The following is a 24,638-nucleotide window of genomic DNA, read 5'->3' as shown; positions in this document are numbered from 1 at the left end:
CGTGGAGTCCGCTGCGGGCGCCGTGTGCTCCCGCGTCGGAAAAGACCGTAGCCCCATCGCCGGATTCCGGAACGGGCCTGTGGAAAACTCCGCTCGCTCCACCGTCGACGCAGGTCAGAGGTCCACTGCGGGCTTGTGCTCCCGCTCTCGGTCGGCCACGGCGAGGTGCTCCCCGACCCGGTTCACCATCAGTGTCATCTCGTAGGCGATCTGGCCGATGTCCGACTCGGCGGCGCTGAGCACGCACAGGCAGCTTCCGGGCCCGGCCGCCGTGACGAACAGAATCGCGTCCTCAAATTCGATCATGGTTTGCCGTACCTGGCCGGCGCCGAAGTGGCGGCCTGAGCCCTTGGCCAGACTGTGCAGACCGGACGAGACGGCGGCGAGGTGCTCGGCGTCCTCGCGCCGCAGCCCGGTGCTGGTGCCGGTCACCAGTCCGTCGTTGGACAGGACCAGCGCGTGCCGTATGGGCTCCACGCGCTCGGTCAGGTCGTCCAGGAGCCAGCCGAGCTCCGTGTTCTGCGCCATGGTCCGCTCTCCCCGTGTCGTAGCTCTCCCTGGCCGGAGGATCCGGTCAGCCAGCCTTCACCACAGCCGCCGTCCCGGCAAGCAGGATGGAGGTATGGCACAGAAGATGACCGACGAGGAATGGCGGGCCTTCGTCTCGCACGGGACCCGCACCGGGAAGCTCTCCACGGTCCGCGCCGACGGCAGGCCGCATGTGGCACCGATCTGGTTCCTGCTGGACGGCGACGACGTGGTCTTCAACACGGGTAAGGAGACCGTGAAGGGGCGGAATCTGGCCAGGGACGGCCGGGTCGCCCTGTGTGTGGACGACGACCACCCTCCGTACGACTTCGTCGTGCTGCACGGGCGGGCCGAGTTGTCGGAGGACCTGGAGGAGGTGCGGCACTGGGCGACACGGCTCGGTGCCCGGTACATGGGTGAGGACCGGGCGGAGGAGTTCGGAGCCCGCAACGGCGTTCCGGGAGAACTCCTCGTCCGGGTACGGGTCGAGAAGGTTCTGGCCTATTCCTCCGTCGCCGAATAGAACCGGCCTGCCCGGGCCGGCTCACACGTCAGCCCACGGAGTCCAGCAGCCGGGCGGTGTGCATCCGCCCGGCGTACTCGACGAGGCGGATCAGCACCTCCTTCCCCGAGTCGCGGTCCCGTGCGTCGCACAGCACCACCGGCGTGCCCTGGTCGAGGTCGAGGGCGCGCGACACGTCCTGGGCCGCGTGGGCGCGGGCTCCGGCGAAGCAGTTGACGGCGACCACGAACGGGATGCGCCGGTGCTCGAAGTAGTCCACCGCCGGGAAGCAGTCCTCGAGTCGTCGGGTGTCCGCGAGCACCACGGCACCGAGGGCGCCCTGGGAGAGCTCGTCCCACAGGAACCAGAACCTGTCCTGACCCGGTGTACCGAAGAGGTAGAGCGAGAGCCCGGAGCGGATGGTGATGCGCCCGAAGTCCATGGCGACGGTCGTCGTGACCTTCTGGTCCACACCGTCGGTGTCGTCCACGGACTGGCCCGCCTCGCTCAGCAGTTCCTCGGTGCGCAGCGGCCTGATCTCGCTCACCGCGCCAACCAGGGTGGTCTTGCCGACGCCGAATCCGCCGGCGACCAGTATCTTCAACGCCAGGGCGGCCATCTCGTCCTCGGTGGCGTCGGAGTGCTCGGAGACCATCGATCACTTCTCTCGGGAGTGCCGACCACGGTCGACGTCAGTACATCCGTGCGGAGTCAGCATCATGGCAACGGCGGTGCGTTCTCGGGGAGTTCGACCGCTTTTTGACCGATGCGACCACCTGTCGTCCATTCGGCGCCCGAATGGACGTACAACTCGGTTCGGGTCCGGCCCGCTGTGCTCACGGCCCATCGCCTACAGCGCCCTCAGTCCCGCGATGACCTCGCGCAGAATGCGTTCGTCAGGAAGTTGGGCCGGCGGTACGGGGCGGCTGACCGTCACGCACCCCAGCTCCAGGAGGTCCCCCAGGAGCACACGGACGACACCCACGGGCAGGTCGGCCCCGGCGGCGAGTTCGGCGACGGACTGCATCTCGATGCGGCAGAGGTCGATGAGGGCCCGGTGTTCCGGGCCCAGCACGGCATCGTCGTCGAGGTTCGGTGCCCCGGGATCCAGCGAGACGAGGGCGATGAGGTCGAAGCGCACCCCGGTGGGGCCTGGTTTGGTACGGCCGCCCGTCATCGCGTAGGGCCGCACGAGGGGGCCCGCCTCATGGTCGTACCACTGGCTGCCCGGCTGGTACGGGACGTCTGTCCTGTCCTCGGTCATCTGCGACCGCCCTTGGTCCTCATCCGGCGGCGGGTGGTCGCGCGCCCACCCTGGGCGCGGTGTAGAGGTGTTCGCCGACGCGCTTGACCAGTCGTGCCATCTCGTACGCCACCAGGCCGATGTCGGCGGTGACGGCGGTGAGGACGGCGAGGCAGGAGCCGTCGCCCGCGGCCGCCACGAAGAGGAAGCCGTCGTCCATCTCCACCATGGTCTGCCGTACACCGCCCGCGCCGAAGTGGCGGCCCGCGCCCTTGGCGAGGCTGTGGAAGCCGGAGGCGACGGCCGCCAGGTGTTCCGCGTCCTCCCGGCTGAGGCCGGTGGAGGAACCGACCGCCAGGCCGTCGTTCGACAGCACCACGGCGTGCCGGACCTCGTTCACGCGTACCACCAGGTCGTCAAGCAGCCAGTCGAGTTCACCCGACTGCTGGGCGGCCCTCATGCTCGGGTCCTGGATCATGCGGGGTCTCCTTCGCTGCTGTCGCCGGCGGGTCGGGCGGCCTGTCCGGGTGCGCGGCCACCGCCGCGTGCCCAGCCGTCTCGGTAGGCCGCCATGCGGTCCCGTACCACTTCGGGGGTGCGCTCGTCGTCGCGCCGGGAGCCGGGAGCGCTTGTCGCGCCTTCCTCCGGGCGTCGGTCGCGCAGCTGGGGGGCGAGGCTCGCCTGCCGTACCCGTCGCGGGAGGTCGTCGGAGGCCTCGGAGTCGTCCGCGGTGCGGTGCAGCCTCAGGGGCGCGACTCCTGGGGGATGGTTCTCGTGCGGCAGGTCGGCGGAGGGTGCCGCTCCGACCCGGGTGGGACGTGCCAGCGCGGGCCGTTCCGCGGTCTGCGCCACGGGCTCCCTTTGCGGCGGGACCGCGGCCACACGCGCGTACTCGCGGTCCTCGTCCCGCTCGGCGTCCGCCGTACGAGGAGGCGGTTCCGCTGCGCCGTTGTGCAGCAGGGCGGTCGGCAGGAGGACGACGGCGGTGGTGCCGCCGTAGGGCGAGGTGCGCAGGTGCACCTTGATGCCGTGCCGGGAGGAGAGTCTGCTGACCACGAAGAGGCCGAGCCGGTCGCTGTCGAACAGGTCGAGCGCCTCGGACTGCTCGATGCGCCGGTTGGCCTCGGTGAGGGTCTCCTTGCCCATGCCGAGTCCCCGATCCTCGATCTCGACGGCGTAGCCGTTGCCGACGGGCTCTCCGTTGACGCGCACGCGCGTGTGGGGCGGCGAGAACTGCGCGGCGTTCTCGATGAGTTCGGCGAGGAGGTGCGTGAGGTCGGCGACCGCGGTGCCGATCACGAAGGCCTCGGGGAGTTGCCGTACCTCCACGCGCGCGTAGTCCTCGATCTCGGAGACCGCGGCCCGTACCACGTTGGTCAGTGAGACGGGCATGCGCCAGGCGCGGCCGGGTGCCGCGCCGGAGAGGATGATGAGGCTCTCGGCGTGGCGGCGCATCCGCGTGGTCAGGTGGTCGAGCCGGAAGAGGTCGCTCAGTTCGTTCGGGTCCTCGGAGCGGCGCTCCATGCTGTCGAGCAGGTTGAGCTGGCGGTGCACCAGGATCTGGCTGCGCCGTGCGAGGTTGACGAACACCCCGGAGATTCCGCTGGCGAGTTCCGCGCGTTCGACGGCGGCGAGAAGGGCGGCGCGATGCACGATGCCCAGGGCCTCGGCGACCTGGCCGGTCTCGTCCTCGGCGGGTGGGCCGCCGGGCGCCTCGGCGTCGACGTCGATCTCCTCCCCCGCGCGCAGCTTGCGCATGGCCTGGGGGAGTTTGCGGCGTGCGATCTCCAGGGCGCTGTTGCGCAGGCTCACCAGTTCGACGACGAGTCCTCGTCCGATTCGCACGGAGATGACGAGCGACGCGGCGACGGCGACGAGGCCCAGCAGGACGGCCGCGCCGGCGGGTGTGAGCACACCGCGGGTGAACGGGTCGGCCTGGCGTGCGACACTCCGGCCCGCCTCCGCCTCAATGGTCCGCATGCCGTCCTGCACGCGCGCGTGCGCCGGATTCCAGGCGGCTTCGGGGGCGGCCGCGACGGCCGAGGCGCCGGGCCGTCTGGAGAGCACCCTGTCCTCCATGACACCGATGCCGCCGTACGCGCTGCTCTTCGCCAGCCGGTTCCAGGAGGTGCGCTCGGCGCCGCGGAGGTCGGCGACGGCGGACGCGGTCAGGGTGCGGCGCGTGTCGACGGCGCCGGTGAACAGCTTCAGCCGGTCGCCGTCAAGGCTCCGCGCCAGGCGGGCGCCGGCCAGAACGGCGTCCTCCTGGGCGAGCGACTCGCCCGCGCGGGAGAACTCGAGCAGCACGCGCGCGTCGGAGCCGAGGTCGGCGTCCTGCACACCGGTGAGCGCGCCGCCCACCTGGAAGGCGGCGACGATGGTCCTCGTGTACTGCTCGTACGCCTCCTTCCAGCCGACCCGTCGCGCGAGTACGTCGCTGCGCAGGGACCGCAGGTGTTCGGCTCCGGTCACGAAGGATTGGAGACGGCCTGAGACGCCGGAGGGCAGGTCGGTGCCGTCGGCGACGGTGTGGTGGCCGCCGAGCCTCAGTGCGGCCACGGCCCGGTCGGTGCGTCCCGACAGAGCTTGCAGATCGCTCTGCTGCTGGACGGCGGGATCGGTGGCATAGCGCACGGCGGCGACGCGCTCGTCCTGGAGCGCGGCCACGGCGTCGGCGACCGGCACGCGCACGGTGGAGTCCACTCGTTGCAGCTGGCGCAGGCGGGCGACGTCCTGGGCGGTGCTGACGGTGGCGTAGGCCCACAGGGCGATCAGGGAGATCACGGGCACCATGAGCAAGCAGACGATCTTCGCCCGGACGGTGCGCGGCCGTATGCGCCACCGTCCGGCCCGCACGGCGGTGCCTGACGGCTCAGTGCCGCCCGCCTCGTCGCTCCCGGCACGCTCGTCGGCGGCGGGCGGCGTGTGCGCGGCGGCCGCGCGCCGGTGGCCTGGGCGGCGGCTCGGCGCCGTCCGTGGGTGTCCTACGGGGTGTTCGCATGGCCTTCTCACTCGGAGTGTGTCGCGACATGTGGTCCGTGGCCCGTGGTCAGCGGCCGGCGCTCTCGAGCGGCCGCTGGGCCGACGCGGATGCCTCGCGCTCCCCGGCGGTCGGCGACAGTGCGACGAACGCCGAGGTCAGGAAGAGGTAGGACCCGAGACCGACGGCGAGGGGGAAGATGAACTGCATCGCCGTGGCCCCGGGCAGGACCTCTCCGGACGGCGTCACATCGACGCTCACCGCGAACATCCCGGTGTAGTGCATGCTGCTGACCGCCGCGCCCATGACGAGCGAGGCGACGGTGACCGCGATGGGCGACTTGATGTTGAGGCCGGCCCACAGGGCCGCCGTCGCCGCGACCACGGCGATCAGCACGGAGAGCGCGACGAGCACCGGGTCGTAGTGCACCGCCCCGTGCAGCCGAAGCGCCGTCATACCGAGGTAGTGCATGCTCGCGACCCCGAGACCGGTGGTGAGCCCGCCGAGGAAGAGCGCCCGGGGGCGGCCACCGCCGTAGCCGACGGCGAACACGCCGACGCCCACGACGATCATGGCGACGAGCAGGCTGAGGATGGTCAGCGGCACGTCGTAGCGGATCTCGGTACCGGTGACGCCGAAGCCGAGCATGGCCACGAAGTGCATGGTCCAGATGCCGGTGCCGATGGCCGAGGCCGCAGTGACGAGCCAGTTGCGACGCGACCTGCCGGTTGCGCCGAGCGCACGGACCGTGCAGCGCAGCCCGAGGGCGGCGCCTATGCACGCCATGACGTACGACAGCACGGGGGTCAGCCAGCCGAATGCGGCGTGGTCCAGGTGTCCCATGGCCACGGGACGCTAGCCCCGGCGGAGGGGCGCAAAGGGGGCGCATTTCGAAAGCTGTTGAAATCTGACGCAGACGAGGCACGGAACGATCGCGTCATGCTCGAACGTGTGCACAAAGGCATCCCTCGTGAAGGTGAGGGATCATGCGGAGCATGAGCGACATCCATACACATGTCCAGGAGTTCTTCACCGCGCGAGCGGCCGACTGGGACGCGAGGTTCCCCGACGACGGCCCGGCGTACGCCGCCGCGGTCGCCGCTCTCGGCCTTCGCGAGGGCGACCGGGTGCTCGACGCGGGCTGCGGTACGGGGCGGGCTCTGACGCCGCTGCGCGCGGCCGTCGGACCGTCGGGCCTGGTCCTGGGTGCCGATCTCACCCCGGCGATGCTTCAGACAGCGGTACGGGCCGGACGCGACCGCGACGGCCTGTTGCTGCTCGCCGACGTGGCCGCGCTTCCGCTGCGCACGGAGTCCCTGGACGCGGTCTTCGCGGCAGGGCTGATCGCGCACCTCCCTAACCCGGCCGAGAATCTGTGTGAGCTGGCGCGTGTGGTGCGGCCCGGCGGACTGCTCGCGCTCTTCCATCCGGTCGGGCGGGCGGCCCTCGCGGCCCGCCAGGGGCGGCAGATCACACCCGGCGATCTGCGCGCCGAGCCCAACCTCCGTCCGCTGCTGGCCGGTGCCGGCTGGCGCATGACGTCGTACGTCGACGAGGACACCCGCTTCCTCGCCCTGGCCGTCCGCGGGGGCTGAGTCTCAGCCTCGCCGCGCAACGACGGTCCGTCGCGGAGGGCGCGCTGTGTGCGGCGGTGCGCTCGACTCTCTCGGCTCACTCCGTGGAGGAGATCGTCGAGGAGGCCCCTGCCTGCCGGACCGGGCAGCCCTTGACCCCGGGGACCGGACGGGTGCCCAGGTCGGCGATGCGGTAGCCGTTCGGGTAGCCCTTGATCTCCCAGTTCTGCCGCGCGTAGTGGGGAGTCCGGCGCGGGGGCATGAGGCGGACTAGGCGGCCGCGGGCCCGGACCGCACGGCGTACCCACGCGCGCGTGGCGGCGCTCGGCGGCTCGTACCGGAAGGCCCGCAGGAGCGAGTCGTCGAGCAGGGAGAGAGTCACCCGGCGCAGGACCGGTGCGAGGGGGCTCGGATACCAGGAGGCCATCAGGTCCAGGGTCGCGTCGGACACGCGCCGGGCTTGCGGGTCCCAGGCGAAGTGGGCGGCCTCATAGGCGTCGAGGCAGGCCTCGAACTCCTCATGGGTCCCGGGGATGTCCTTGATGCCCATGTGCCGCCCCAGAGTGCGGTAGTGGACGGCGGAGGCGACGGTCTCGTGCCGGGACAGCCGGCGCCATCCGTAGGCGTCGATCCACCGCCTGGGCATCACCACGAAGGTGCACAGCACGTACCTCATGTCGTCATTGCTGATGTCGTAGCTGCGGTGCATCTGGTTGATGCGGCGGATCGCGGTGCGCCCCTCGTCGCTTTCGAAGCCGTGCTCGACAACGGTGTCGAGGAGCAGCGAGGTGTCGTCGTACCGCTTCTGTGTGCGGTCGGTGAGCTCCCTGGTCTCGGCGAGCAGCCGACCGATGCCGGGGACGGCGTACGTACGATAGAGCGCAAGTTCCAGGGCGCGGGTGTAGTCCCAGGGGAACTCGTACGCGGTACTGAGCCGATAGATCTCCAGGGCGTCCTTCTCGGGATGCAGACGCCGGATCTGTTCGAGCCGATCGAACCGCTTCACCGTTCCGTCCCCCTTCTGCCGCGGCGACTCCAACCCTACGTTGAAGAGCAGCACATGCACGTCGGCGGAGGCAACCACACAGGGGGAAGGTGGCGTGGCATGTTCGACAGGATCCGCACATCGGTGGGCAGACTCGGCAACAAGTCTTCGCGCGCGCAGGCGTCCGCGGCCGGTGGCAAGCGCACACACAACCTGTTCGAGGCGGCAGCCGCTTATGTGTCGGCGTGCGCCGAGGACGACCAGGACCGGATGGACGAGGCCGCGGCCTGGGTCTCGCCGGAGGCCCTGTCGTTCGGTGTGACGGAGCTTGCCTGCCGTGCGCTGATCGCTCTCGCACGGGAGCGCGGCGACTCTCCGCGGTCCGTCGCGCGGACGCTCCTCGGCCTGCCTGCCGCCTGACGCCGGAACTCGCCGGGTGCTTTCGCCCCGTCCGGCCGGAGACGTGCGGTTCCTTCTGCGATTCGCAGTCGTGACAACCGGCTCGCGGGCGCATTAAGGTGCGCCGACGAACCAGTGATCGGGAGGACGGCATGACCGGGACGGACGAGGACTCCGTCGCCGCCACGGACGACGACGCGCTGTATGTGCTGACGGCGATTCTGCTGACGCCCGCGCAGTTCCCGAGCGTGCTGGGCGACGACTATCCGGAGGCCTGCGCGGCGCTCGGTCTGCCGCCCGTGATGGACGGCTACGGTTTGGTACTCGGCCAGGACGCCGACGGTGCGCGCTGGACGGTGGTCGTCGACGACGTGTCGCTGGTGGCCGTGGCGATCGCCTCCTGGGACTGCGGCATGGAGTACGACCTGTCACCCGACGAGCGCACGGTCGTCGCCGCGCTGCCGGGCTGGCCGCTGGCCGTGGCCGTCGCGGCGCCCGGTGTGCCCGCCCCGCACGACCCGGCACCGGAAGACACCGATCGTGAGCCGCTCTCCCCGCCGGACACCGACACCTGGGGTCCGGCGCAACGGCGCCTGGGCGCCGACCAGATCGCGCTCCAGTGGGCCGTGTGGCGAGACCAGATCGACGCCGCCGACTTCGCACCCGTGGACGACGCGGAGCCGGCGGCGGAAGGTGGCGAGCCCGCAGACGGCAAGCCCGCAAGCGGGGCCCGCAGCGCGATACACCGCGCGCTTGACCAGGCGCACGGGTATGTGGACTCCCCTCCGCCGCCGGGCCGTGTCCGTTCCTCGTTCGCACCCGGTGACGCACGCCTGTTGCGTGCTGACGGGCCCGGCTGGTCCATGGTGGCCAGGACAGACGACATCGCGTTCTTCCTCCTCGACGAGAAGCCCGGAGAGGTGATCCCGGTGGGCCGGGGGTCGCAGTTGCCCGGACTGCTGGAGGGCCTCGACAAGGTGGCGGCACGTCCGGCCTGAGTTGGGACAACTGGGTGCGGCGAACATGGGCAGCATTGTGAGACCCCATACGGTCATCTCCGCCCGTGTGGGCCACACCTATGGTCGGCGACCTTCCGTGGTCGGAGCATGGGCAGCCGCGTGCTCCCGTCCTGACTTGGAGGTCCCTCATGCGCCTGTCCCGTCGCGTCGCGTTGTGCGCCGCCGCTCTGCTCGTCTCGGCCCTCCCCGGCCGCGCGGCGGCGGGCGACGGTGGCCATTGCAAACCCCAGGAGCGGATACGGGTACCCGGTGCGGCGTTCCAACAGAGCGCCTGTCTGGAGGACATGACGACGGCGGGGCTCGCGGGAACGCCGTACACGGACATGACCGACCAGGCGGGCCTGACCGCCGCGGCCACCCGCAATCCGTCCGGTGTGCCGGGGCTGCAGATCGACGGCTACTTCCCGGACGACTCGCACTTCAACACCACGCACGGCTGGCGGCACGACGCCCAGTTCGTGATCCGGCTCCCGGACCGGTGGAACGGCGGCCTCGTCGTCACGGGCGCCCCCGGTACGCGTCGGCAGTACGCGACCGACACGGCGATCTCCGACCGGGTGCTGGCGCAGGGCTACGCGTACGCGGCCACCGACAAGGGCAACAGCGGGCCGGACTTCTACCGTGACGGAACCCGCCCCGGTGACGCCGTCGCCGAGTGGAACCGGCGCACGACGCAGCTCACGCTGGCCGCCAGGCGGGTGGTGGCGCAACGCTACGGGAGGGCCCCTCGGCGCACGTACATGACCGGGATCTCCAACGGCGGCTACCTGACGCGCTGGCAGTTGGAGCACCACCCCGAGCTGTACGACGGCGGGGTGGACTGGGAGGGCGCCCTGTGGACGGCCGACGGCCCGAACCTGATGACGTCGCTGCCGGTGGCCGTGGCCCGCATGCTGGGGTCCGCCGGGGACGAGGATCTGTACGCGGCCGGGTTCGCCCGGGGATCCGAGTTCCTGTGGCCGTACCACGAGAAGGCTTACTGGGGCATCACGCAGAAGATCTACCGGGCCGAGTTCGACCCCTCGTACGACCCCACCTGCCCTGGTGCGTCCGCCGGGTCGACGGCGGAGCAGATCCTGGCACCCTGTCCTTCGGACGCGGCCTACGACTACGCGGCGCGACCCTCGTCCGTGCACCGAGCGGTCGCCCGGGTCGCCCTCACGGGACACATCGGCAAACCGCTGATCACGCTGCACGGCGACCTGGACGCCCTGCTGCCCGAGAGCACGGACTCCGACGTGTATGCGCGCATGGTGCGGGAGGCCGGCCGCGGAGCGCTGCACCGCTTCTACACCGTCGCGGGCGGTACGCACGTCGACGGCCTGTACGACTCCTATCCCGACCGGCTCAGGCCGATTCTGCCGTGCTACCGGGCGGCCTTCGACACGCTCACCGCATGGGTCGAGCGGGGCGAGCGGCCGCCCGCGGACCGTACCGTCGGCAGGCCCGCGGGCGGTGACGTGGTCAACTCCTGCGCACTGACGGGGCCCGGGGCCGGCCGCTGACCTCTCAGCGGCCGAGCTCCTTCCGCGCCACTCGGCGCAGCCTGCGCCGCTGCGAGGGGTCCAGGGTGAAGTACGCGGCCGCCGGGACTCCCAGCACGATCAGGAGGACGGCCCACCACGGCAGCCATATCCACAGGATGAGTCCGGCCAGCACTCCCCCGGTGGCGATCTTCGCGTTCCTCGACATGTGACGCCTCCTTCGCGGCCACTGCCGCTCCTTGTTCTGAGAACGGGTGCCTGCGGCGTGCGGTTCCGGGCTCCGACCCTGAGACAACCCTGAGCCCCACCCCTCAGCCATCCCTGAGAGACCCTTCAGGGGACGGCCGCGACCTCAGTGTGCGTCGACGGTGCGGCGGCCGGGGCCGCGAAGAGTGACTCCAGGTCGCTCGGAAAGCCGCTGGGAAGCACGCTGGGCCACCCCGACGGCAGCCTCGTCGGAAGGTCCGAGGGGAGCTTCGAGGGCAGTGCGGTGGGCAGTCCCGTCGGGATGCCCAGGGACGGCGCAGGTGCACGGCTTGTGCTCGCGCCGCTCTCGGTGGGCGATTTCCGCTGCGACGCGCCTCCGCGGTTGACGACGAGGACCACGGCGACGATTCCGAGGGCCACAATCGCGGCGAGCGTCAGGAAAAAGCCGGCGCGTCGGCGGACGGGCGCGCCGGGTGGTCCGGGCGGAGGCTGGAACGGCGGGCCGAACCCGGTGTGGTCCGAGGGCGGCGTGTTTCCCGGCGGCATGGCCATACGGTCCACGGTCGCCCCCGACCGGTCATGACGGCACCCCCGCGCGGCTGTTGATACGGACTCATGCCGTGGACGGCATGAGTCCGGGACATCCCGCGCGGGGGGGGCCATTCCTCGAGTACCGGCAGCGCTCAGCCGCGCGCGCCCAGGAGATGGTCCATGGCCAGCTGGTCCAGGCGCTCGAAGGCCATCCCGCGCGCGGCGGCCGCCTCCACGTCGAACTCCTCGAAAGCGCTGCGGTCGGCGAGCAGCGCCTGAAGTCCGTCCTCGGCGGTCGGCTGCGCCAGCTGGTCCAGACGCGAGGCGCGCAGGGCCTCCTGGACCTCCGGATCGGCCCGGAAGGCGGCCGAACGCTCCTTCAGGATGAGGTAGTTGCGCATGCAGCCCGCCGCCGACGCCCACACGCCGTCGAGGTCCTCGGTCCGCGGCGGCTTGAAGTCGAAGTGGCGCGGGCCGCTGTAACCGGCGCTCTCCAGGAGGTCGACCAGCCAGAACGCGGCCCGCAGGTCGCCCGCGCCGAAGCGCAGGTCCTGGTCGTACTTGATGCCGGACTGGCCGTTGAGGTCGATGTGGAAGAGCTTGCCCGCCCACAGGGCCTGGGCGATGCCGTGCGGGAAGTTGAGGCCTGCCATCTGCTCGTGGCCCACCTCGGGGTTGACGCCGTACAGCTCCGGACGTTCCAGGCGCTCGATGAAGGCCAGGGCGTGGCCGACGGTGGGCAGCAGGATGTCGCCGCGGGGCTCGTTCGGCTTGGGCTCGATGGCGAAGCGCAGGTCGTAGCCCTGTGAGGTGACGTACTCGCCCAGGAGGTCGAAGGCCTCCTTCATGCGGTCGAGTGCGACCCGCACGTCCTTGGCCGCGCCGGACTCGGCACCCTCCCGGCCGCCCCAGGCGACGTACGTCTTGGCGCCCAGCTCCACCGCCAGGTCGATGTTGCGGATGGTCTTGCGCAGTGCGTAGCGGCGGACGTCCCGGTCGTTCGCCGTGAAGGCGCCGTCCTTGAAGACGGGGTGCGTGAACAGGTTGGTGGTGGCCATCGGCACGGTCATCCCGGTCGTGTCGAGGGCCTGACGGAAGCGCTTGATGTGCGCCTCGCGCTCGCTGTCCGAGGACCCGAAGGGGATCAGGTCGTCGTCGTGGAAGGTCACGCCGTAGGCCCCGAGCTCGGCGAGGCGCTGCACCGTCTCCACCGGGTCCAGGGCGCGCCGGGTGGCGTCGCCGAACGGGTCCCGTCCCTGCCAGCCGACGGTCCACAGGCCGAAGGTGAACCTGTCCTCGGGGGTGGGCTGGTAGCTCATGCCGCGGCTCCTTGCTCGCTGAGACTATTTCGTCATGGCGCTTAACAAATTAGTATGCGAAGGCATCTCTGGGAAGAGACGATGTGTCCTCCGTACGGTGACTCCGTACGGTGACGACGGGCGCACGTCCGGCCACTGCGGCCGGGCACGCCCGCCCACAGGCCAGAACCCGCGAGCCGCGGAAGAGGGAGAGCCCGATGTCAGCAGCCGAGGGTCCGCTCGTCGTCGGAGTGGACTCGTCCACCCAGTCCACCAAGGCCCTGGTGGTCGACGCGTCGACCGGACGGATGGTGGCGAGCGGTCAGGCACCGCACACCGTCACGTCGGGCGCCGGTCGCGAGAGCGACCCGCGCCAGTGGTGGGAGGCACTGTGCGAGGCCCTGCACCAGTGCGGCGAGGCGGCCCACGAAGCCGCCGCCGTGTCGATCGGCGGCCAGCAGCACGGCCTGGTCACCCTGGACGGCCGGGGGGAGCCGGTCCGCCCGGCCCTGCTGTGGAACGACGTACGGTCGGCGCCGCAGGCCCGCCGCCTGGTGGAGGAGCTGGGCGGTCCCAAGGTCTGGGCAGAGCGCACGGGAAGCGTGCCCGGCCCGTCCTTCACGGTCACGAAGTGGGCCTGGCTGGCCGAGAACGAGCCGGAGGCCGTCCGCGCGACCAAGGCCGTGCGGCTGCCCCACGACTACCTGACCGAGCGTCTCACCGGGCAGGGCACGACCGACCGCGGCGATGCCTCGGGCACCGGCTGGTGGGCGTCGGCGACGGAGTCGTACGACGAGGAGATCCTCGCGCACGTGGGCCTCGACCCCGCCCTGCTGCCGCGCGTGGTCCGGCCCGGGGAGGTGGCCGGCACAGTGCGCGACGCCCACGACCTGCCGTTCTCCAAGGGCACCCTGGTCGCGCCGGGCACCGGCGACAACGCGGCCGCCGCGCTGGGCCTGGGGCTGCGACCCGGGACCCCGGTGCTGAGCCTCGGGACCTCCGGAACGGTGTACGCGGTCTCGAGACGGCGGCCCGCCGACCCGACCGGGACCGTGGCGGGCTTCGCGGACGCGCACGGCGACTGGCTGCCGCTGGCGTGCACGCTGAACTGCACGCTCGCTGTCGACCGGATCGCCGCCCTGCTCGGCCTGGACCGGGAGGCCGTCGAGCCCGGTACCGGTGTGACGCTGCTCCCCTACCTGGACGGCGAGCGCACCCCGGCCCTCCCGCACGCCTCGGGGCTGCTGCACGGCCTGCGGCACGACACGACGGCCGGACAGCTGCTGCAGGCGGCCTACGACGGCGCGGTGCACTCACTGCTCGGCGCCCTCGACCTGGTGCTCGACGCGGACGCGGACCGCACCGCCCCACTGCTGCTCATCGGGGGCGGCGCGCGGGGCCGGGCCTGGCAGGAGACCGTACGGCGGCTCTCGGGACGTCCGGTCCAGGTTCCGGAGGCCCGGGAACTGGTCGCGCTGGGCGCCGCCGCGCAGGCCGCCGGGTTGCTGACCGGTGAGGACCCGGCAGCCGTCGCCCGGCGCTGGGACACCGCGCGCGGGCCGGTCCTCGAGGCCGTGGAGCGGGACGAGGCGACGCTGGCCAGGATCACCGGGGTACTCTCCGACGCGGCGCCGCTGCTGGAGCGGGAGCCGGACCGGCGCTGACGAGATCCGAGGGAGGCATGACCGCACCGCTGCACGAAGCCCATCCGTCCAGCCCCGGCCGACGGCTGCCGGACACCCAGCAGGGCATGCGCCGCCGGAACCTGGCGCGGGTCATGCACACCGTGAGCGCCGAGGGGCCGCTGTCGCGTGCCGCGGTCGCCTCACGGATCGGGCTGACCCGCGCGGCGGTCTCGACGCTGGTCGACGAGCTGATCCGGTCGGGACTGCTGGAGGAGCTGGGGCCCGAGCGGCCCGGCCGGGTCGGGCGCCCCGGTTCCGCTCTGGCCGTCAGCGGGCGCGGTCCCGCCGGGATCGGCGCCGAGATCGGTGTCGATCACCTGGCGGTGTGCGCGGTCGATCTGCGGGGCGACGTACGGGCTCGGGCGGTGCGGCACGGCACGAACCGCGACCGCCCGCCGCAGCCGGTGCTCGGCGAACTGACCGCACTGGTACGGCAGGTGGTGGCGGAGGCGCGGCGGGAAGGACTGTGGCCCGCGGGTCTCGCCGTCGCCGTGCCCGGCCTCGTCGCGCGCGACGCCCGGACCGTGGTGCGGGCCCCCAACCTCGACTGGCACGACGTCGACCTGGGGCCCCTCCTGCCGGACGAGCTGCCGCTGACGGTGGACAACGAGGCCAACTTCGGCTCGCTCGCGGAGCTGTGGCTCGGTGACGACACCCCCCGCGACTTCCTGCACGTCTCGGCGGAGATCGGCATCGGCGGCGCCGTGGTCGTGGACGGGCGGCTGCTGCGCGGGACGCGTGGATTCGCGGGCGAGCTGGGTCATGTGCCCGTGCGCCCGGAGGGTCCCGCGTGCGCCTGCGGCGGGCGTGGCTGCCTGGAGCAGTACGCCGGTGAGGAGGCCGTGCTGCGCGCGGCCGGGCTGACACCGGGCGAGGACCGCGTCGAACTCCTGGCCGAGCGTGCGGCACAGGACGACCGGGAAGTACTCCGAGCCCTGCGCGGCGCCGGAACCGCGCTCGGCATCGCGCTGACCGGGGCGGTCAACCTGCTCGACCCGGAGACGGTCGTGCTGGGCGGAGCCCTGGCCGCTCTGGCGCCCTGGCTCCTGCCGTCCCTGGAGCGGGAACTGGCCCGGCGAACGGCCGGCCCGGCCTGCGCCGTGAGCGTCTCACGGCTGGGGTCCGAGGGGCCGCTGCTAGGGGCCGCGCACTCGGTGGTGCGGGCGGTGCTGGACGATCCTGCGGCAGCGGCGGCGCGGATGTGACCGCCTGGCCCGGGGCTTCCGGGAGCCCGGTCACGTAGGGTCACGTCCCTCGAACGGGTGACGAAGATATCCACAGTCTCCTGGTTGTCCACCGAAGACACCGCCCTCTTCCTGCCCAACCGCCCAGCCCCGTACCGTGATTCACGCGAGGCGCAGCCGCCGGGCAGTGGCTGCGCGGGAGCAGAATCGGGGGGTTCACATGGCGGGGGACACGGCTTTCGGCCTGAGGCGTGAGGCGATCGGCCTGCGCGAGGTCCTGTTCCAGAGCATCACGGCGATGGCGCCGGCGGCAGCGGTCGCGGCGTCCATTCCCTCCGGCGCGGCCTTCGCGGGCGGCAGCCTGCCGTTGTCGGTGCTCGTCGCCCTGGTGGCCTGCCTGTTCACCGCGTCGTGCGTGGCCGAGCTGGCGCGGCGGCTGCCTGCCGCCGGCTCAGTGGCGACCTATGCGGCGCAGGGGCTGCATCCGGCCGTCGGCTTCCTCGTCGGCTGGGGCTATGTGTTCGTGGAGGCGCTGGTGCCGCCGCTCCTGCTCCTGCAGCTCGGCTTCACGACGGCGGGCACGCTCCACCAGGAATGGTCCGCCTACCCGGACGATCTGTGGTGGCCGTGGGCACTCGCCGGTGCGCTGATCATCGGGGTGACGGGTTACCTCGGCGTGCGCGCATCGGCCCGGTTCGGCACCGTCCTCGGCGTCTTCGAAGTGCTGGTCTTCCTGGTCTTCGCCGTCTGGCTGATCGTCAGAGCGGGTGGGCACAACACGCTGTCGGTGTTCGGGACCTCCCACACGGCGAAGGGGTACGAGGGAGTGAGCGGCGTGTTCGCCGGATCGGTCTACACGGTGCTCGCCTTCGCCGGATTCGAGGCGGCTGCACCGCTGGCGGAGGAGACGAAGGATCCGCGACGGACGATGCACCGCGCCGTCCTCGGAGCGGCGCTCGCGATCGGACTCTTCTACGTGGTCACGACCTACGCGATGGCCGTGTTCGTCGGCCCCGACCGCTTCGCCGGCTTCGGCGCGTCGGGAGCGGCGTCCTGGGAAGGTGTGGCCCGGGCCTCCTTCGGGCTCTTCTGGGTGCTGGTGTTCCTGGCAGTCGTCAACTCGACGGTCGCCAACGCCAACGCGTGCGCCAACGTCTCGACGCGTACGGCTTTCGCGCTGGCGCGGATCAGGGTGTTCCCGCCGCTCTTCGCGCGCCTGCACCCCCGGTACCACTCTCCCGCCGCCGGTGTCGCCGTGCAGAGCGCGGTGGCCGTGGCGGTCATGCTGGGGCTCGGCCTCGCCTACGACCCGGTCACGGCGTTCCTTCTACTGGCCACCATCATCGTGACGGTCGTCATCGGTGTGTACATCGTGGTCAACCTGGCATGCGCGGGCTACTTCCTGCGCCGCGAGCGTGAGTCGTTCAGCCCGGTGCGGCACCTGCTGTTCCCGCTGCTTGGCGTCGCCGCCTTCGTACCCGCCCTGCTGACCGCGGCGGGCCTGCCGGTGTTCCACTTCGTGTCCAAGCTGACCGCTCCGGTGTCGTACGCCGGTCCCGTCGTCGGGGTCTGGATGGCCGCCGGGGTCGTGGTGCTGCTGGTCCTGCTGCGGCGCCACCCCGGACGGATAGCTGAGACCGCCCGCGTCCATCTGGACGACTCCCCCACACCCGACCCTCTGCCGAACGGAGCCGTACAGCCATGAGCGATCCCCGAATCCTGACCGTGCGACCCACGCCAGACGAATACGCCTGGACCTTCGGCGGCGCACCACCCGTCGCACGGATCGTGCCGGGCACGGTCCTCGACCTCTACACGGAGGACTGTTTCGCCGGACGGGTCCAGTCCGAGAAGGACCTGGTGTCGGAGGTGTGCGAGTTCCCGTATCTGAATCCGCAGACCGGTCCGTTCCACGTGGAGGGCGCCGAGCCGGGCGACACCCTCGCGGTCCACTTCGTGTCGATCGAACCGGCCCGGGACTGGGCGGCCTCGACGACGGTGCCCCTGTTCGGCGCGCTCACCTCGACGCACACCACCGCGACGCTGCAGCCGCCACTGCCGGAGGCCGTGTGGATCTGGCAACTGGACCGGGAGCGCCGCACCGCCCTGTTCACCGCGCGGGACAGCGACATCCGTATCGAGCTGCCGATGGACCCCATGCACGGCACCGTGGGCGTGGCACCGGCCAACCTGGAGGTGCGCTCCGCGCTGGTGCCGGACGCGCACGGCGGGAACATGGACACCCCTGAGATGCGGGCGGGCGCCACCTGTTACCTGGGGGTGAACGTCGAGGGCGGGTTGCTCAGCCTGGGCGACGGGCATGCCCGGCAGGGAGAGGGTGAGACCTGCGGAGTGGCCGTCGAGTGCGCGATGAACACCGTGGTGATCGTCGAGCTGCTCAAGGGCGTCGCCACACCCTGGCCGCGCATCGAGACCGACACGCACATCATCTCGACGGGCTCGGCACGCCCGCTGGAGGACGCGTTCCGGATATCCCAGCTCGACCTGGTGCAGTGGCTGGTGCGCGACTACGGGTTCAGCGAGCTGGACGCCTACCAGTTCGCCACCCAGACGGTCGAGTCTCCGCTGGCGAACGTCTGCGACACCAACTACACGTGCGTGGCCAAGCTCCGCAAGGAATGGCTGCCGGCGCGCGAGACGCACCGAGGAATTCATGCCCGCATGCGCGAAACGGCGGCCGCGCTGGGGCGTTGAGCAGACCAGGACAAATCGGCACTTCTTCGAAAGTCAGGCGCGGAAGGCACTCCGTCCAATGAAACGAACCGAGCAGGAGCGGGCAAGACCCCTCACCAGCAGGCGCCGGTTACTGCAGGGCGCGGCCCTCGCAGCGGTTCCCTACACGCTGCTTCCCTCCGCACCGGCCCAGGCCCGGCCCCGGACCGTCGACCATCCCTTCGCGGACTGGATGTCGGCGGACCCCCGCAACTACACGCCGTCCGACCGGCCCTTCAGTTATCCGCTCGACCTCGTCGTCATCCACGTGACGCAGGCGACGTACACGAGCACCCTGGGCATCTTCCAGAACCCGCGGAAGAACGTGTCCGCGCACTATGTCGTCCGGTCGGCGGACGGGCACGTCGCGCAGTGCGTCCGCGAGCACGACATCGCGTGGCACGCGGGCAACTGGGACTACAACACACGGAGCATCGGCATCGAGCACGAAGGGTGGGTGGACCGTCCCGGATATTTCACGGACGCCCTGTACGCGGAGTCGGCCCGACTCACGGCGGCGATCTGCGCCCGACACGGCATCCCGAAGGACCGGGCGCACATCATCGGCCACTACGAGGTCCCGGGCACCGACCACACCGACCCCGGACCGAACTGGGACTGGACGCGCTACATGAGGCTGGTCAACGTCTCTTGACGCCAGCGCGCGAACCGCCCGTCCCGTTCGGGTCGATGGCGGTCGAAACGGTTGTCGGCGGCCGACCCCGGAGTGACGATGTCACCCATCGCACCGCCGTTCCCGGGAGGCCGAGTTGACCGAGCCGTGGGTGGCCCTGGAGCCAGGGGCCGATCCCGTAGAACGGGTACGGGAGCTGCGTCGCGCGCACGAGACGTTCACGGCGGTGGGGACGGTGGCACGACGGGTCCGTCCCGTGGTGGCCGACTCGTGGCGGCGTTCGGCGCTGGCGGGCGTCGGACCGGAGGGTACGGCGCCGGTGGAGCTGACGGACGGCGACCTCGGCTCGTACCGGGCCGAGCATCCGCTCGCTCGGGTGATGCCACTGGTGCGTGAACTGATGGGCCCGTTCGCGGCGGACGGCGAACATCTACTGGCGGTCTGCGACGCGCAGGGCAGGCTGTTGTGGGTCGAGGGACATCCGGCGACACGACGGCGGGCGGACAGCATGAACTTCGTGCCGGGGGCCCGCTGGGCGGAGTCCGCGGTCGGGACGAACGCGCCGGGGACGGCCGTCGCGGTCGACCGGCCGGTGCAGGTGTTCGCCGCCGAGCACTTCGTCCGGCGGGTCCAGCCGTGGACGTGCGCGGCGGCGCCGGTGCACGATCCGCGCACCGGGCGGGTGCTCGGCGCACTGGACATCACAGGCGGGAACCGGCTCGCGCATCCGCACAGCCTGGGGTTCGTGCAGGCGGTGGCGCGGGCCGCCGAGTCCCAGCTGGCGCTCCTGGCGCCGGTCGAGGACGCGGCGGACACACTGCGGCTGACGGCACTCGGCCGTGACGAGGCGCGGCTCGTCGTCGACGGCCGAAGGGTCCGGCTCAGCCGCCGGCACAGCGAGATCCTGGTACTGCTGGCCCGGCACCCGGAGGGACTGACCGGGGGCGAACTGCTGTGCGCGCTGTACGAGGACGAGTCGGTGACGCCGGTGACGCTGCGCGCCGAGCTGGCCCGGCTGCGCCGGATCCTCGGCCCCGCTCTGCTGGCGTCGCGCCCGTACCGGCTCACGGCCGCGGTGGAGTCGGATGTCAGCGTCGTGGAGCGTCGGCTGGACTCGGGGGCGGTGGCGGAGGCGGCGGCCGCGTACCGGGGCCCGTTGCTGCCCGGTTCGCAGGCGCCCGCGGTGGCGCGGTTGCGGCGCAGGCTCGCCGACGGGCTACGGACGGCGCTGATCGCCCGCCGCGACCCCGACCTGCTGGCCGACTGGGTGCACGCGCCGTGGGGCGAGGACGACCTCGACGTCTGGCGGGCACTCGCGGCGGTACGGCCGACTGCGGCGGTAAGGGCACGCCTCGAGGACCTGGAGGCGGAGCTGGCGGCACCAGCGGGATGGGAGCGTCCCGGACCTCACTGACGCCGGGAGACGAAGACCGGCGTCCGTCCGTGAGCCCCAGCACGCAACGTCCTCGCAACGTCCTCCTTCCTAGCCTCGGCGTCGAGAGCTGCCCAACGGCGGGCAGCGCCTTCCCAGGAGGCAGAGCCGCAATGACCCGTTACGCAGCGCCCGGCACCGAGGGCGCGATCGTCTCCTACCAGGCGCGTTACGACCACTTCATCGGCGGAGAGTACGTGCCGCCGGCGCGTGGCCAGTACTTCGAAAATCCGACTCCGGTCAACGGGCAGCCGTTCACGGAGATCGCGCGGGGCACCGCCGAGGACGTGGAGCGCGCGCTGGACGCGGCGCACGCCGCCGCGCCCGCCTGGGGCCGTACGTCGGCGACCGAGCGCTCCGACATCCTCCGGAAGATCGCCGACCGGATGGAGGCCAACCTGGAGCAGTTGGCGGTGGCCGAGAGCTGGGAGAACGGCAAGCCCGTCCGGGAGACCCTGGCCGCGGACATTCCGCTCGCCATCGACCACTTCCGCTATTTCGCGGGCGCGCTGCGCGCTCAGGAGGGTTCGCTGGGCGAGCTCGACGACGACACGGTGGCATACCACTTCCACGAGCCGCTCGGCGTGGTGGCGCAGATCATCCCGTGGAACTTCCCCATCCTGATGGCGACTTGGAAGCTCGCGCCGGCGCTCGCCGCGGGCAACGCCGTCGTGCTGAAGCCGGCCGAGCAGACCCCGGCGTCCATCCACTACTGGCTGAGCTTGGTCGCCGATCTGCTGCCGCCGGGCGTGGTGAACATCGTCAACGGCTTCGGTGTCGAGGCGGGCAAACCTCTGGCGTCGAGCCCACGCGTGGCGAAGGTCGCGTTCACCGGTGAGACCACGACCGGGCGGCTGATCATGCAGTATGCCTCCGAGAACATCACCCCGGTGACGCTGGAACTCGGCGGGAAGTCCCCGAACATCTTCTTCGACGACGTCTGGTCGGCGAACGACGACTTCCGCGACAAGGCGCTGGAAGGCTTCACGATGTTCGCGCTCAACCAGGGCGAGGTGTGCACCTGCCCCTCACGGGCGCTGGTGCAGCGGGGCAACTACGCCGAGTTCATGGAGGCGGCGGTCGCCCGCACGGAGAAGATCAGGGCCGGGCATCCGCTGGACACCGACACGATGATCGGCGCCCAGGCGTCGAACGACCAGCTGGAGAAGATCCTCTCCTACCTGGACATCGGCCGGCAGGAGGGCGCGAAGGTCCTCACGGGCGGAGAACGCGTCGAGTACGACGGTGAGTTGAAGGGCGGGTACTACGTCCAACCGACGATCTTCGAGGGCGACAACCGGATGCGGATCTTCCAGGAGGAGATCTTCGGGCCGGTGGTGTCGGTGACGTCGTTCCACGACTTCGACGACGCGATCAAGATCGCCAACGACACGCTGTACGGGCTCGGGGCGGGCGTGTGGACGCGGGACATCAACACCGCGTACCGCGCGGGCCGCGCCATCCAGGCGGGCCGTGTCTGGACGAACTGCTATCACGCGTACCCGGCGCACGCGGCGTTCGGCGGCTACAAGGGCTCGGGCATCGGCCGTGAGACCCACAAGATGATGCTGGAGCACTACCAGCAGACGAAGAACCTGCTGGTCTCGTACTCGCCACGCAAACTGGGCTTCTTCTAGGCTCACGCGCAAGGGTGCCTGACCTGGCGAGACTCCCCGTCAGGCACCCTTCTCGGTCAAGGTCCAAGCAACAAAGACGGCCGATGAGAACCGCGCGCCCCGACAATCCATGACACACACGACGTCAAGATCGAGAACGACGGCGTCGCCTGGCCACGTGATCAGGCGTTCAAGGCGTCGATGAGGGCCTTGGTGACGTCCTCGGTGGAGGCGGTGCCGCCGACGTCGCGGGTGAGGATGCCGGCGGCGGTGGTCGTCTCGATGGCCTTGTGGAGGCGGGCCGCATGGTCGGGCAGGCCGAAGTGCTCCAGCATCAGGGCCGCGCTGCCGACCGCGCCGATCGGGTTGGCCAGGCCCTGACCCGCTATGTCCGGCGCGGAGCCGTGGACCGGCTCGAACATGCTCGGGAAGCGGCGCTCGGGGTTGAGGTTGGCGCTGGCGGCCAGGCCCAGGCTGCCGGCGAGCGCGCTGCCGAGGTCGGAAAGGATGTCGGCGTTGAGGTTGGAGGCGACGACCACCGAGAGGTCTTCGGGCTTCAGGACGAACTTCGCGGACATGGCGTCGACCAGGACGCTCTCGGTCTCCACGTCCGGGTAGTCGGCGGCGACCCGCTTGAAGACGTCGTCCCACAAGACCATGCCGTACTGCTGCGCGTTGCTCTTGGTGACCGACGAGACCTTCTTGTGCGCCCGGGTGCGGGCAAGGTCGAAGGCGAAACGCATGATGCGTTCGCAGCCCAGCAGCATTCCGGCGTATCCGAGCCCGCCGACCGACCCGGCACCCGGGACTCCGGCAAGGGGCGCCGCATCCGTGACACCCGCCGCCGACTCCCGTACGAAACCGGCGTGCGCGTCGTCCAGTTGCCGCACGTCGTCCACCGTCGCCCCCTTCACGTCACCTCGGCCGCCTCGTCTTCGGTCCTGTCCTCGGCCTCGTCCTTGGTCGTCAGCGGCGGCTCGCCCGCCTTCCCGGCCGGCACCGCGCGGGCCCGCTCCAGGTCCAGGCCGTTCTCCCACTTGGCCACGGTGAGAGTGGCCACGGCATTACCGAAGAAGTTGACCAGCGCCCGGCACTCCGACGCCCATGAACTGCAGCTTGTGCATCAGTCCCGGCAGCGCGGGCTCGGCCGTGGACGTGCCGAGGATCAGCCAGAACTCCTCCTTGAAGTAGCGGAAGAGCTGGAAGATGTTCAGCCGCACGTACAGGGCGAGCACCCCGCCGAGCACCACCACCACGAACAGCGCGGAGGTGACGTAGAAGAGGACGATCAGCGAGCCGAGGCTGGTCAGCGTGGACAGGCCGAACTTGCCGATGGCGTACGACATCGCGCCGAAGGCGCCCAGCGGCGCGGCCTTCATGATGAAGGACAGGACCTTGAAGACGACCTCGGTCAGACGCCCGACGGCGACGGTGATCGGCTCGCCGGTCTTCCCGACCATCTTGATCGCGATGCCGAAGGTCACGGCCAGAAAGATGACCTGGAGGATGTTCCCCTCGACGAACGGGTCGAAGAAACTGTTCGGCACGATGCCCGTGAGGAACTCCCACCAGTGCTGGTGCTCTCCCTGGGATATGTACTGGCTCGCGACGCCCGACGTCTTGAGCGTCGCCGGGTCGGCGTGCACGCCGTCGCCGAGGCGGAAGAGGTTGACGGCCACCAATCCGGTCAGCAGGGCGACGAGCGTGCCGACCGGAAGTAGGCGAGCGCCTTGACGCCGGTGCGGCCGACCTTCTTCAGGTCCGCGACACCGGCGATGCCGCCGATGATCGTCAGGAAGACGATCGGACCGATCAGCATCTTCATCGCGGTGATGAACGTGGTGCCGATCGGCTCCATGTCCGTGGCGAGATCCGGCCATCGCCAGCCCAGCACGATGCCGATCACGATCGCCACCGGCACCTGGACGTACAACTGCCGGTACCACGGCGTCGCCGCGATACGCGCAGCTTGCTCGGCTCGTCCGCCGCCTGGGGTATGCGTCATTACAGCCTCCCTGATCGCGCGCCACCGAGCCCGATCGGTACGCGCCAGCTTTCGCCACAGTGAACCGGGCCGCAGCTCAGGGGGTCCACGACCAAAAATCGATGCCCTGTATAGGCGCTGCCTATCTTTCCTGGCGCATCTGCACCGGTGCGTCCCTCCGGAGCGAGGGCCGGCGGGTGGCGTGAATTCCGTCGTCCTCGGTGTCGGTAGCGGCGCGATCGGGGTGCGTGAAAAAGAAGACTGTCAGACCTGTTTTCGAGCCTTCCAGCCCCGGCCAGGCGCGCCGTAGGGCACGAACAGCGGGAAGTCGTTGCCGAACTGGGCGCCGTGGAGGGCCTGTTGCAGCTCGTCGATCGTTACCGCGCAGAAGCCGTGCCCGGGACCGGGCGACCTGCTGGAGCGCGCAGCGCGGCGAAGCACCCCTAGGCGGTAATCGATCGGTGGATCAAGCCTCAAAGCTTGAACACAAATTACACACATCCTCTCTTCATACCGGCCGCCATGGTCTAGATTGACCGTGCTTCAGCTGTTCGGACATGAGGCGAACCATCGATGATCCATGGGTCCGGCGCTAAGGAAAGCCAGCAGTCGCGTCCCCG

Annotated in this window: 26 protein-coding genes and 1 pseudogene; 12 read left to right on the top strand and 15 right to left on the bottom strand. The window is 70.9% G+C overall.

Annotated elements, in window-relative coordinates:
- Positions 1 to 114: 114 nt before the first annotated feature.
- Positions 115 to 528 carry a roadblock/LC7 domain-containing protein gene (locus N8I84_RS35080; RefSeq protein ID WP_200420203.1) on the bottom strand — a complete coding sequence of 138 codons (414 nt, stop codon included), beginning with the start codon at positions 526 to 528 and terminating at the stop codon, positions 115 to 117.
- Between the two features lie 94 nt (positions 529 to 622).
- Between N8I84_RS35080 and N8I84_RS35075 the strand changes: the two genes are divergently transcribed.
- Positions 623 to 1,051, top strand: a complete 429-nt coding sequence (locus N8I84_RS35075) for a PPOX class F420-dependent oxidoreductase (RefSeq protein WP_263233495.1) — start codon at positions 623 to 625, stop codon at positions 1,049 to 1,051.
- Positions 1,052 to 1,079: 28 nt separating this feature from the next.
- On the opposite strand, the gene N8I84_RS35070 is transcribed toward N8I84_RS35075, so the two are convergent.
- The 5 genes and pseudogenes from N8I84_RS35070 to N8I84_RS35050 all read right to left on the bottom strand — a co-directional run bounded on the left by N8I84_RS35070 (position 1,080) and on the right by N8I84_RS35050 (position 6,096).
- A complete protein-coding gene (locus tag N8I84_RS35070) occupies positions 1,080 to 1,685 on the bottom strand; it encodes a GTP-binding protein (protein WP_200420205.1) in 606 nt (201 codons plus the stop codon).
- 195 nt (positions 1,686 to 1,880) lie between these two features.
- Positions 1,881 to 2,294 (bottom strand): DUF742 domain-containing protein, encoded by a 414-nt coding sequence (locus tag N8I84_RS35065; protein WP_263233494.1) that lies wholly within the window; start codon positions 2,292 to 2,294, stop codon positions 1,881 to 1,883.
- A gap of 19 nt (positions 2,295 to 2,313) precedes the next feature.
- The gene (locus N8I84_RS35060; RefSeq protein ID WP_263233493.1) at positions 2,314 to 2,751 is read right to left on the bottom strand and encodes a roadblock/LC7 domain-containing protein; all 438 of its coding nucleotides are present in this window, start codon (positions 2,749 to 2,751) and stop codon (positions 2,314 to 2,316) included.
- A pseudogene (locus N8I84_RS35055) lies at positions 2,748 to 5,274 on the bottom strand (sensor histidine kinase). The gene N8I84_RS35060 and the pseudogene N8I84_RS35055 overlap by 4 nt, the downstream one beginning before the upstream one ends.
- Positions 5,275 to 5,322: 48 nt before the next feature.
- Positions 5,323 to 6,096 (bottom strand): MHYT domain-containing protein, encoded by a 774-nt coding sequence (locus N8I84_RS35050; protein ID WP_263233492.1) that lies wholly within the window; start codon positions 6,094 to 6,096, stop codon positions 5,323 to 5,325.
- A 152-nt stretch (positions 6,097 to 6,248) separates the two neighbouring features.
- Between N8I84_RS35050 and N8I84_RS35045 the strand changes: the two genes are divergently transcribed.
- The gene (locus N8I84_RS35045; protein WP_263233491.1) at positions 6,249 to 6,848 is read left to right on the top strand and encodes a class I SAM-dependent methyltransferase; all 600 of its coding nucleotides are present in this window, start codon (positions 6,249 to 6,251) and stop codon (positions 6,846 to 6,848) included.
- 76 nt (positions 6,849 to 6,924) lie between these two features.
- Here N8I84_RS35045 and N8I84_RS35040 read toward each other — a convergent pair whose 3' ends face one another.
- Positions 6,925 to 7,833: an oxygenase MpaB family protein gene (locus N8I84_RS35040; RefSeq protein WP_263233490.1), complete on the bottom strand. Its 909-nt coding sequence runs from the start codon at positions 7,831 to 7,833 to the stop codon at positions 6,925 to 6,927.
- A gap of 99 nt (positions 7,834 to 7,932) precedes the next feature.
- Here N8I84_RS35040 and N8I84_RS35035 point away from each other — a divergent pair, with 99 nt between their 5' ends.
- From N8I84_RS35035 to N8I84_RS35025, 3 genes are all read left to right on the top strand, one after another.
- Entirely contained in the window at positions 7,933 to 8,232 is a 300-nt protein-coding gene (locus tag N8I84_RS35035) for a hypothetical protein (protein WP_263233489.1), read from the top strand.
- 131 nt (positions 8,233 to 8,363) lie between these two features.
- Positions 8,364 to 9,209, top strand: coding sequence for a hypothetical protein (locus N8I84_RS35030; protein WP_263233488.1), 846 nt, complete (start codon positions 8,364 to 8,366; stop codon positions 9,207 to 9,209).
- Positions 9,210 to 9,358: 149 nt separating this feature from the next.
- The gene (locus N8I84_RS35025; RefSeq protein ID WP_263233487.1) at positions 9,359 to 10,735 is read left to right on the top strand and encodes a tannase/feruloyl esterase family alpha/beta hydrolase; all 1,377 of its coding nucleotides are present in this window, start codon (positions 9,359 to 9,361) and stop codon (positions 10,733 to 10,735) included.
- A gap of 4 nt (positions 10,736 to 10,739) precedes the next feature.
- On the opposite strand, the gene N8I84_RS35020 is transcribed toward N8I84_RS35025, so the two are convergent.
- From N8I84_RS35020 to xylA, 3 genes are all read right to left on the bottom strand, one after another.
- Positions 10,740 to 10,922, bottom strand: coding sequence for a hypothetical protein (locus tag N8I84_RS35020; RefSeq protein ID WP_200420214.1), 183 nt, complete (start codon positions 10,920 to 10,922; stop codon positions 10,740 to 10,742).
- A gap of 125 nt (positions 10,923 to 11,047) precedes the next feature.
- Positions 11,048 to 11,467: a hypothetical protein gene (locus tag N8I84_RS35015; RefSeq protein WP_263233486.1), complete on the bottom strand. Its 420-nt coding sequence runs from the start codon at positions 11,465 to 11,467 to the stop codon at positions 11,048 to 11,050.
- 137 nt (positions 11,468 to 11,604) lie between these two features.
- Positions 11,605 to 12,771: a xylose isomerase gene (xylA, locus tag N8I84_RS35010; protein WP_263233485.1), complete on the bottom strand. Its 1,167-nt coding sequence runs from the start codon at positions 12,769 to 12,771 to the stop codon at positions 11,605 to 11,607.
- A gap of 197 nt (positions 12,772 to 12,968) precedes the next feature.
- Between xylA and xylB the strand changes: the two genes are divergently transcribed.
- The 7 genes from xylB (at position 12,969) to exaC (ending at position 22,055) form a co-directional block, all read left to right on the top strand.
- Positions 12,969 to 14,414: a xylulokinase gene (gene xylB / locus N8I84_RS35005; RefSeq protein WP_263233484.1), complete on the top strand. Its 1,446-nt coding sequence runs from the start codon at positions 12,969 to 12,971 to the stop codon at positions 14,412 to 14,414.
- 17 nt (positions 14,415 to 14,431) lie between these two features.
- Entirely contained in the window at positions 14,432 to 15,640 is a 1,209-nt protein-coding gene (locus N8I84_RS35000) for an ROK family transcriptional regulator (protein WP_263233483.1), read from the top strand.
- Between the two features lie 199 nt (positions 15,641 to 15,839).
- Positions 15,840 to 17,324: an APC family permease gene (locus tag N8I84_RS34995; protein ID WP_263233482.1), complete on the top strand. Its 1,485-nt coding sequence runs from the start codon at positions 15,840 to 15,842 to the stop codon at positions 17,322 to 17,324.
- Positions 17,321 to 18,334, top strand: coding sequence for an acetamidase/formamidase family protein (locus N8I84_RS34990; protein WP_263233481.1), 1,014 nt, complete (start codon positions 17,321 to 17,323; stop codon positions 18,332 to 18,334). Before N8I84_RS34995 ends, N8I84_RS34990 begins: the two co-directional genes overlap by 4 nt.
- Before the next feature lie 58 nt (positions 18,335 to 18,392).
- A complete protein-coding gene (locus N8I84_RS34985; protein ID WP_263233480.1) occupies positions 18,393 to 19,007 on the top strand; it encodes an N-acetylmuramoyl-L-alanine amidase in 615 nt (204 codons plus the stop codon).
- A gap of 115 nt (positions 19,008 to 19,122) precedes the next feature.
- Entirely contained in the window at positions 19,123 to 20,400 is a 1,278-nt protein-coding gene (locus N8I84_RS34980; RefSeq protein ID WP_263233479.1) for a GAF domain-containing protein, read from the top strand.
- 131 nt (positions 20,401 to 20,531) lie between these two features.
- A complete protein-coding gene (gene exaC / locus N8I84_RS34975) occupies positions 20,532 to 22,055 on the top strand; it encodes an acetaldehyde dehydrogenase ExaC (protein ID WP_263233478.1) in 1,524 nt (507 codons plus the stop codon).
- 161 nt (positions 22,056 to 22,216) lie between these two features.
- On the opposite strand, the gene N8I84_RS34970 is transcribed toward exaC, so the two are convergent.
- The 5 genes from N8I84_RS34970 to N8I84_RS34950 form a co-directional block, all read right to left on the bottom strand.
- Positions 22,217 to 22,948, bottom strand: coding sequence for an isocitrate/isopropylmalate family dehydrogenase (locus N8I84_RS34970; protein WP_263233477.1), 732 nt, complete (start codon positions 22,946 to 22,948; stop codon positions 22,217 to 22,219).
- Entirely contained in the window at positions 22,945 to 23,094 is a 150-nt protein-coding gene (locus tag N8I84_RS34965) for a hypothetical protein (protein WP_263233476.1), read from the bottom strand. Before N8I84_RS34965 ends, N8I84_RS34970 begins: the two co-directional genes overlap by 4 nt.
- Before the next feature lie 4 nt (positions 23,095 to 23,098).
- Positions 23,099 to 23,713 carry a cation:dicarboxylate symporter family transporter gene (locus tag N8I84_RS34960; protein WP_263233475.1) on the bottom strand — a complete coding sequence of 205 codons (615 nt, stop codon included), beginning with the start codon at positions 23,711 to 23,713 and terminating at the stop codon, positions 23,099 to 23,101.
- Positions 23,714 to 23,721: 8 nt separating this feature from the next.
- Positions 23,722 to 24,039 (bottom strand): cation:dicarboxylate symporter family transporter, encoded by a 318-nt coding sequence (locus N8I84_RS34955; protein ID WP_263233474.1) that lies wholly within the window; start codon positions 24,037 to 24,039, stop codon positions 23,722 to 23,724.
- A 243-nt stretch (positions 24,040 to 24,282) separates the two neighbouring features.
- A complete protein-coding gene (locus N8I84_RS34950; protein ID WP_263233473.1) occupies positions 24,283 to 24,459 on the bottom strand; it encodes a hypothetical protein in 177 nt (58 codons plus the stop codon).
- Between the last annotated feature and the right edge of the window lie 179 nt (positions 24,460 to 24,638).

The organism is Streptomyces cynarae, from assembly GCF_025642135.1.
Classification (GTDB): domain Bacteria; phylum Actinomycetota; class Actinomycetes; order Streptomycetales; family Streptomycetaceae; genus Streptomyces; species Streptomyces cynarae.
Note: the sequence above shows the minus strand (reverse complement) of the source record. Positions and strands in the feature narration are given on the sequence as shown.

Bases quoted from the DNA above. Each gene is read 5' to 3' on its own strand.
- N8I84_RS34995 (WP_263233482.1), top strand. From the start codon at position 15,840: ATGGCGGGGGACACGGCTTTCGGCCTGAGGCGTGAGGCGATCGGCCTG.
- N8I84_RS35050 (WP_263233492.1), bottom strand. From the start codon at position 6,096: ATGGGACACCTGGACCACGCCGCATTCGGCTGGCTGACCCCCGTGCTG.
- N8I84_RS34990 (WP_263233481.1), top strand. From the start codon at position 17,321: ATGAGCGATCCCCGAATCCTGACCGTGCGACCCACGCCAGACGAATAC.
- N8I84_RS35080 (WP_200420203.1), bottom strand. From the start codon at position 528: ATGGCGCAGAACACGGAGCTCGGCTGGCTCCTGGACGACCTGACCGAG.
- N8I84_RS35035 (WP_263233489.1), top strand. From the start codon at position 7,933: ATGTTCGACAGGATCCGCACATCGGTGGGCAGACTCGGCAACAAGTCT.
- N8I84_RS35060 (WP_263233493.1), bottom strand. From the start codon at position 2,751: ATGATCCAGGACCCGAGCATGAGGGCCGCCCAGCAGTCGGGTGAACTC.
- xylA (WP_263233485.1), bottom strand. From the start codon at position 12,771: ATGAGCTACCAGCCCACCCCCGAGGACAGGTTCACCTTCGGCCTGTGG.
- xylB (WP_263233484.1), top strand. From the start codon at position 12,969: ATGTCAGCAGCCGAGGGTCCGCTCGTCGTCGGAGTGGACTCGTCCACC.
- N8I84_RS35065 (WP_263233494.1), bottom strand. From the start codon at position 2,294: ATGACCGAGGACAGGACAGACGTCCCGTACCAGCCGGGCAGCCAGTGG.
- N8I84_RS35075 (WP_263233495.1), top strand. From the start codon at position 623: ATGGCACAGAAGATGACCGACGAGGAATGGCGGGCCTTCGTCTCGCAC.
- N8I84_RS35025 (WP_263233487.1), top strand. From the start codon at position 9,359: ATGCGCCTGTCCCGTCGCGTCGCGTTGTGCGCCGCCGCTCTGCTCGTC.
- N8I84_RS35030 (WP_263233488.1), top strand. From the start codon at position 8,364: ATGACCGGGACGGACGAGGACTCCGTCGCCGCCACGGACGACGACGCG.
- N8I84_RS35070 (WP_200420205.1), bottom strand. From the start codon at position 1,685: ATGGTCTCCGAGCACTCCGACGCCACCGAGGACGAGATGGCCGCCCTG.
- N8I84_RS35020 (WP_200420214.1), bottom strand. From the start codon at position 10,922: ATGTCGAGGAACGCGAAGATCGCCACCGGGGGAGTGCTGGCCGGACTC.
- exaC (WP_263233478.1), top strand. From the start codon at position 20,532: ATGACCCGTTACGCAGCGCCCGGCACCGAGGGCGCGATCGTCTCCTAC.
- N8I84_RS35000 (WP_263233483.1), top strand. From the start codon at position 14,432: ATGACCGCACCGCTGCACGAAGCCCATCCGTCCAGCCCCGGCCGACGG.
- N8I84_RS34985 (WP_263233480.1), top strand. From the start codon at position 18,393: ATGAAACGAACCGAGCAGGAGCGGGCAAGACCCCTCACCAGCAGGCGC.
- N8I84_RS35045 (WP_263233491.1), top strand. From the start codon at position 6,249: ATGAGCGACATCCATACACATGTCCAGGAGTTCTTCACCGCGCGAGCG.
- N8I84_RS34955 (WP_263233474.1), bottom strand. From the start codon at position 24,039: ATGACGCATACCCCAGGCGGCGGACGAGCCGAGCAAGCTGCGCGTATC.
- N8I84_RS35015 (WP_263233486.1), bottom strand. From the start codon at position 11,467: ATGCCGCCGGGAAACACGCCGCCCTCGGACCACACCGGGTTCGGCCCG.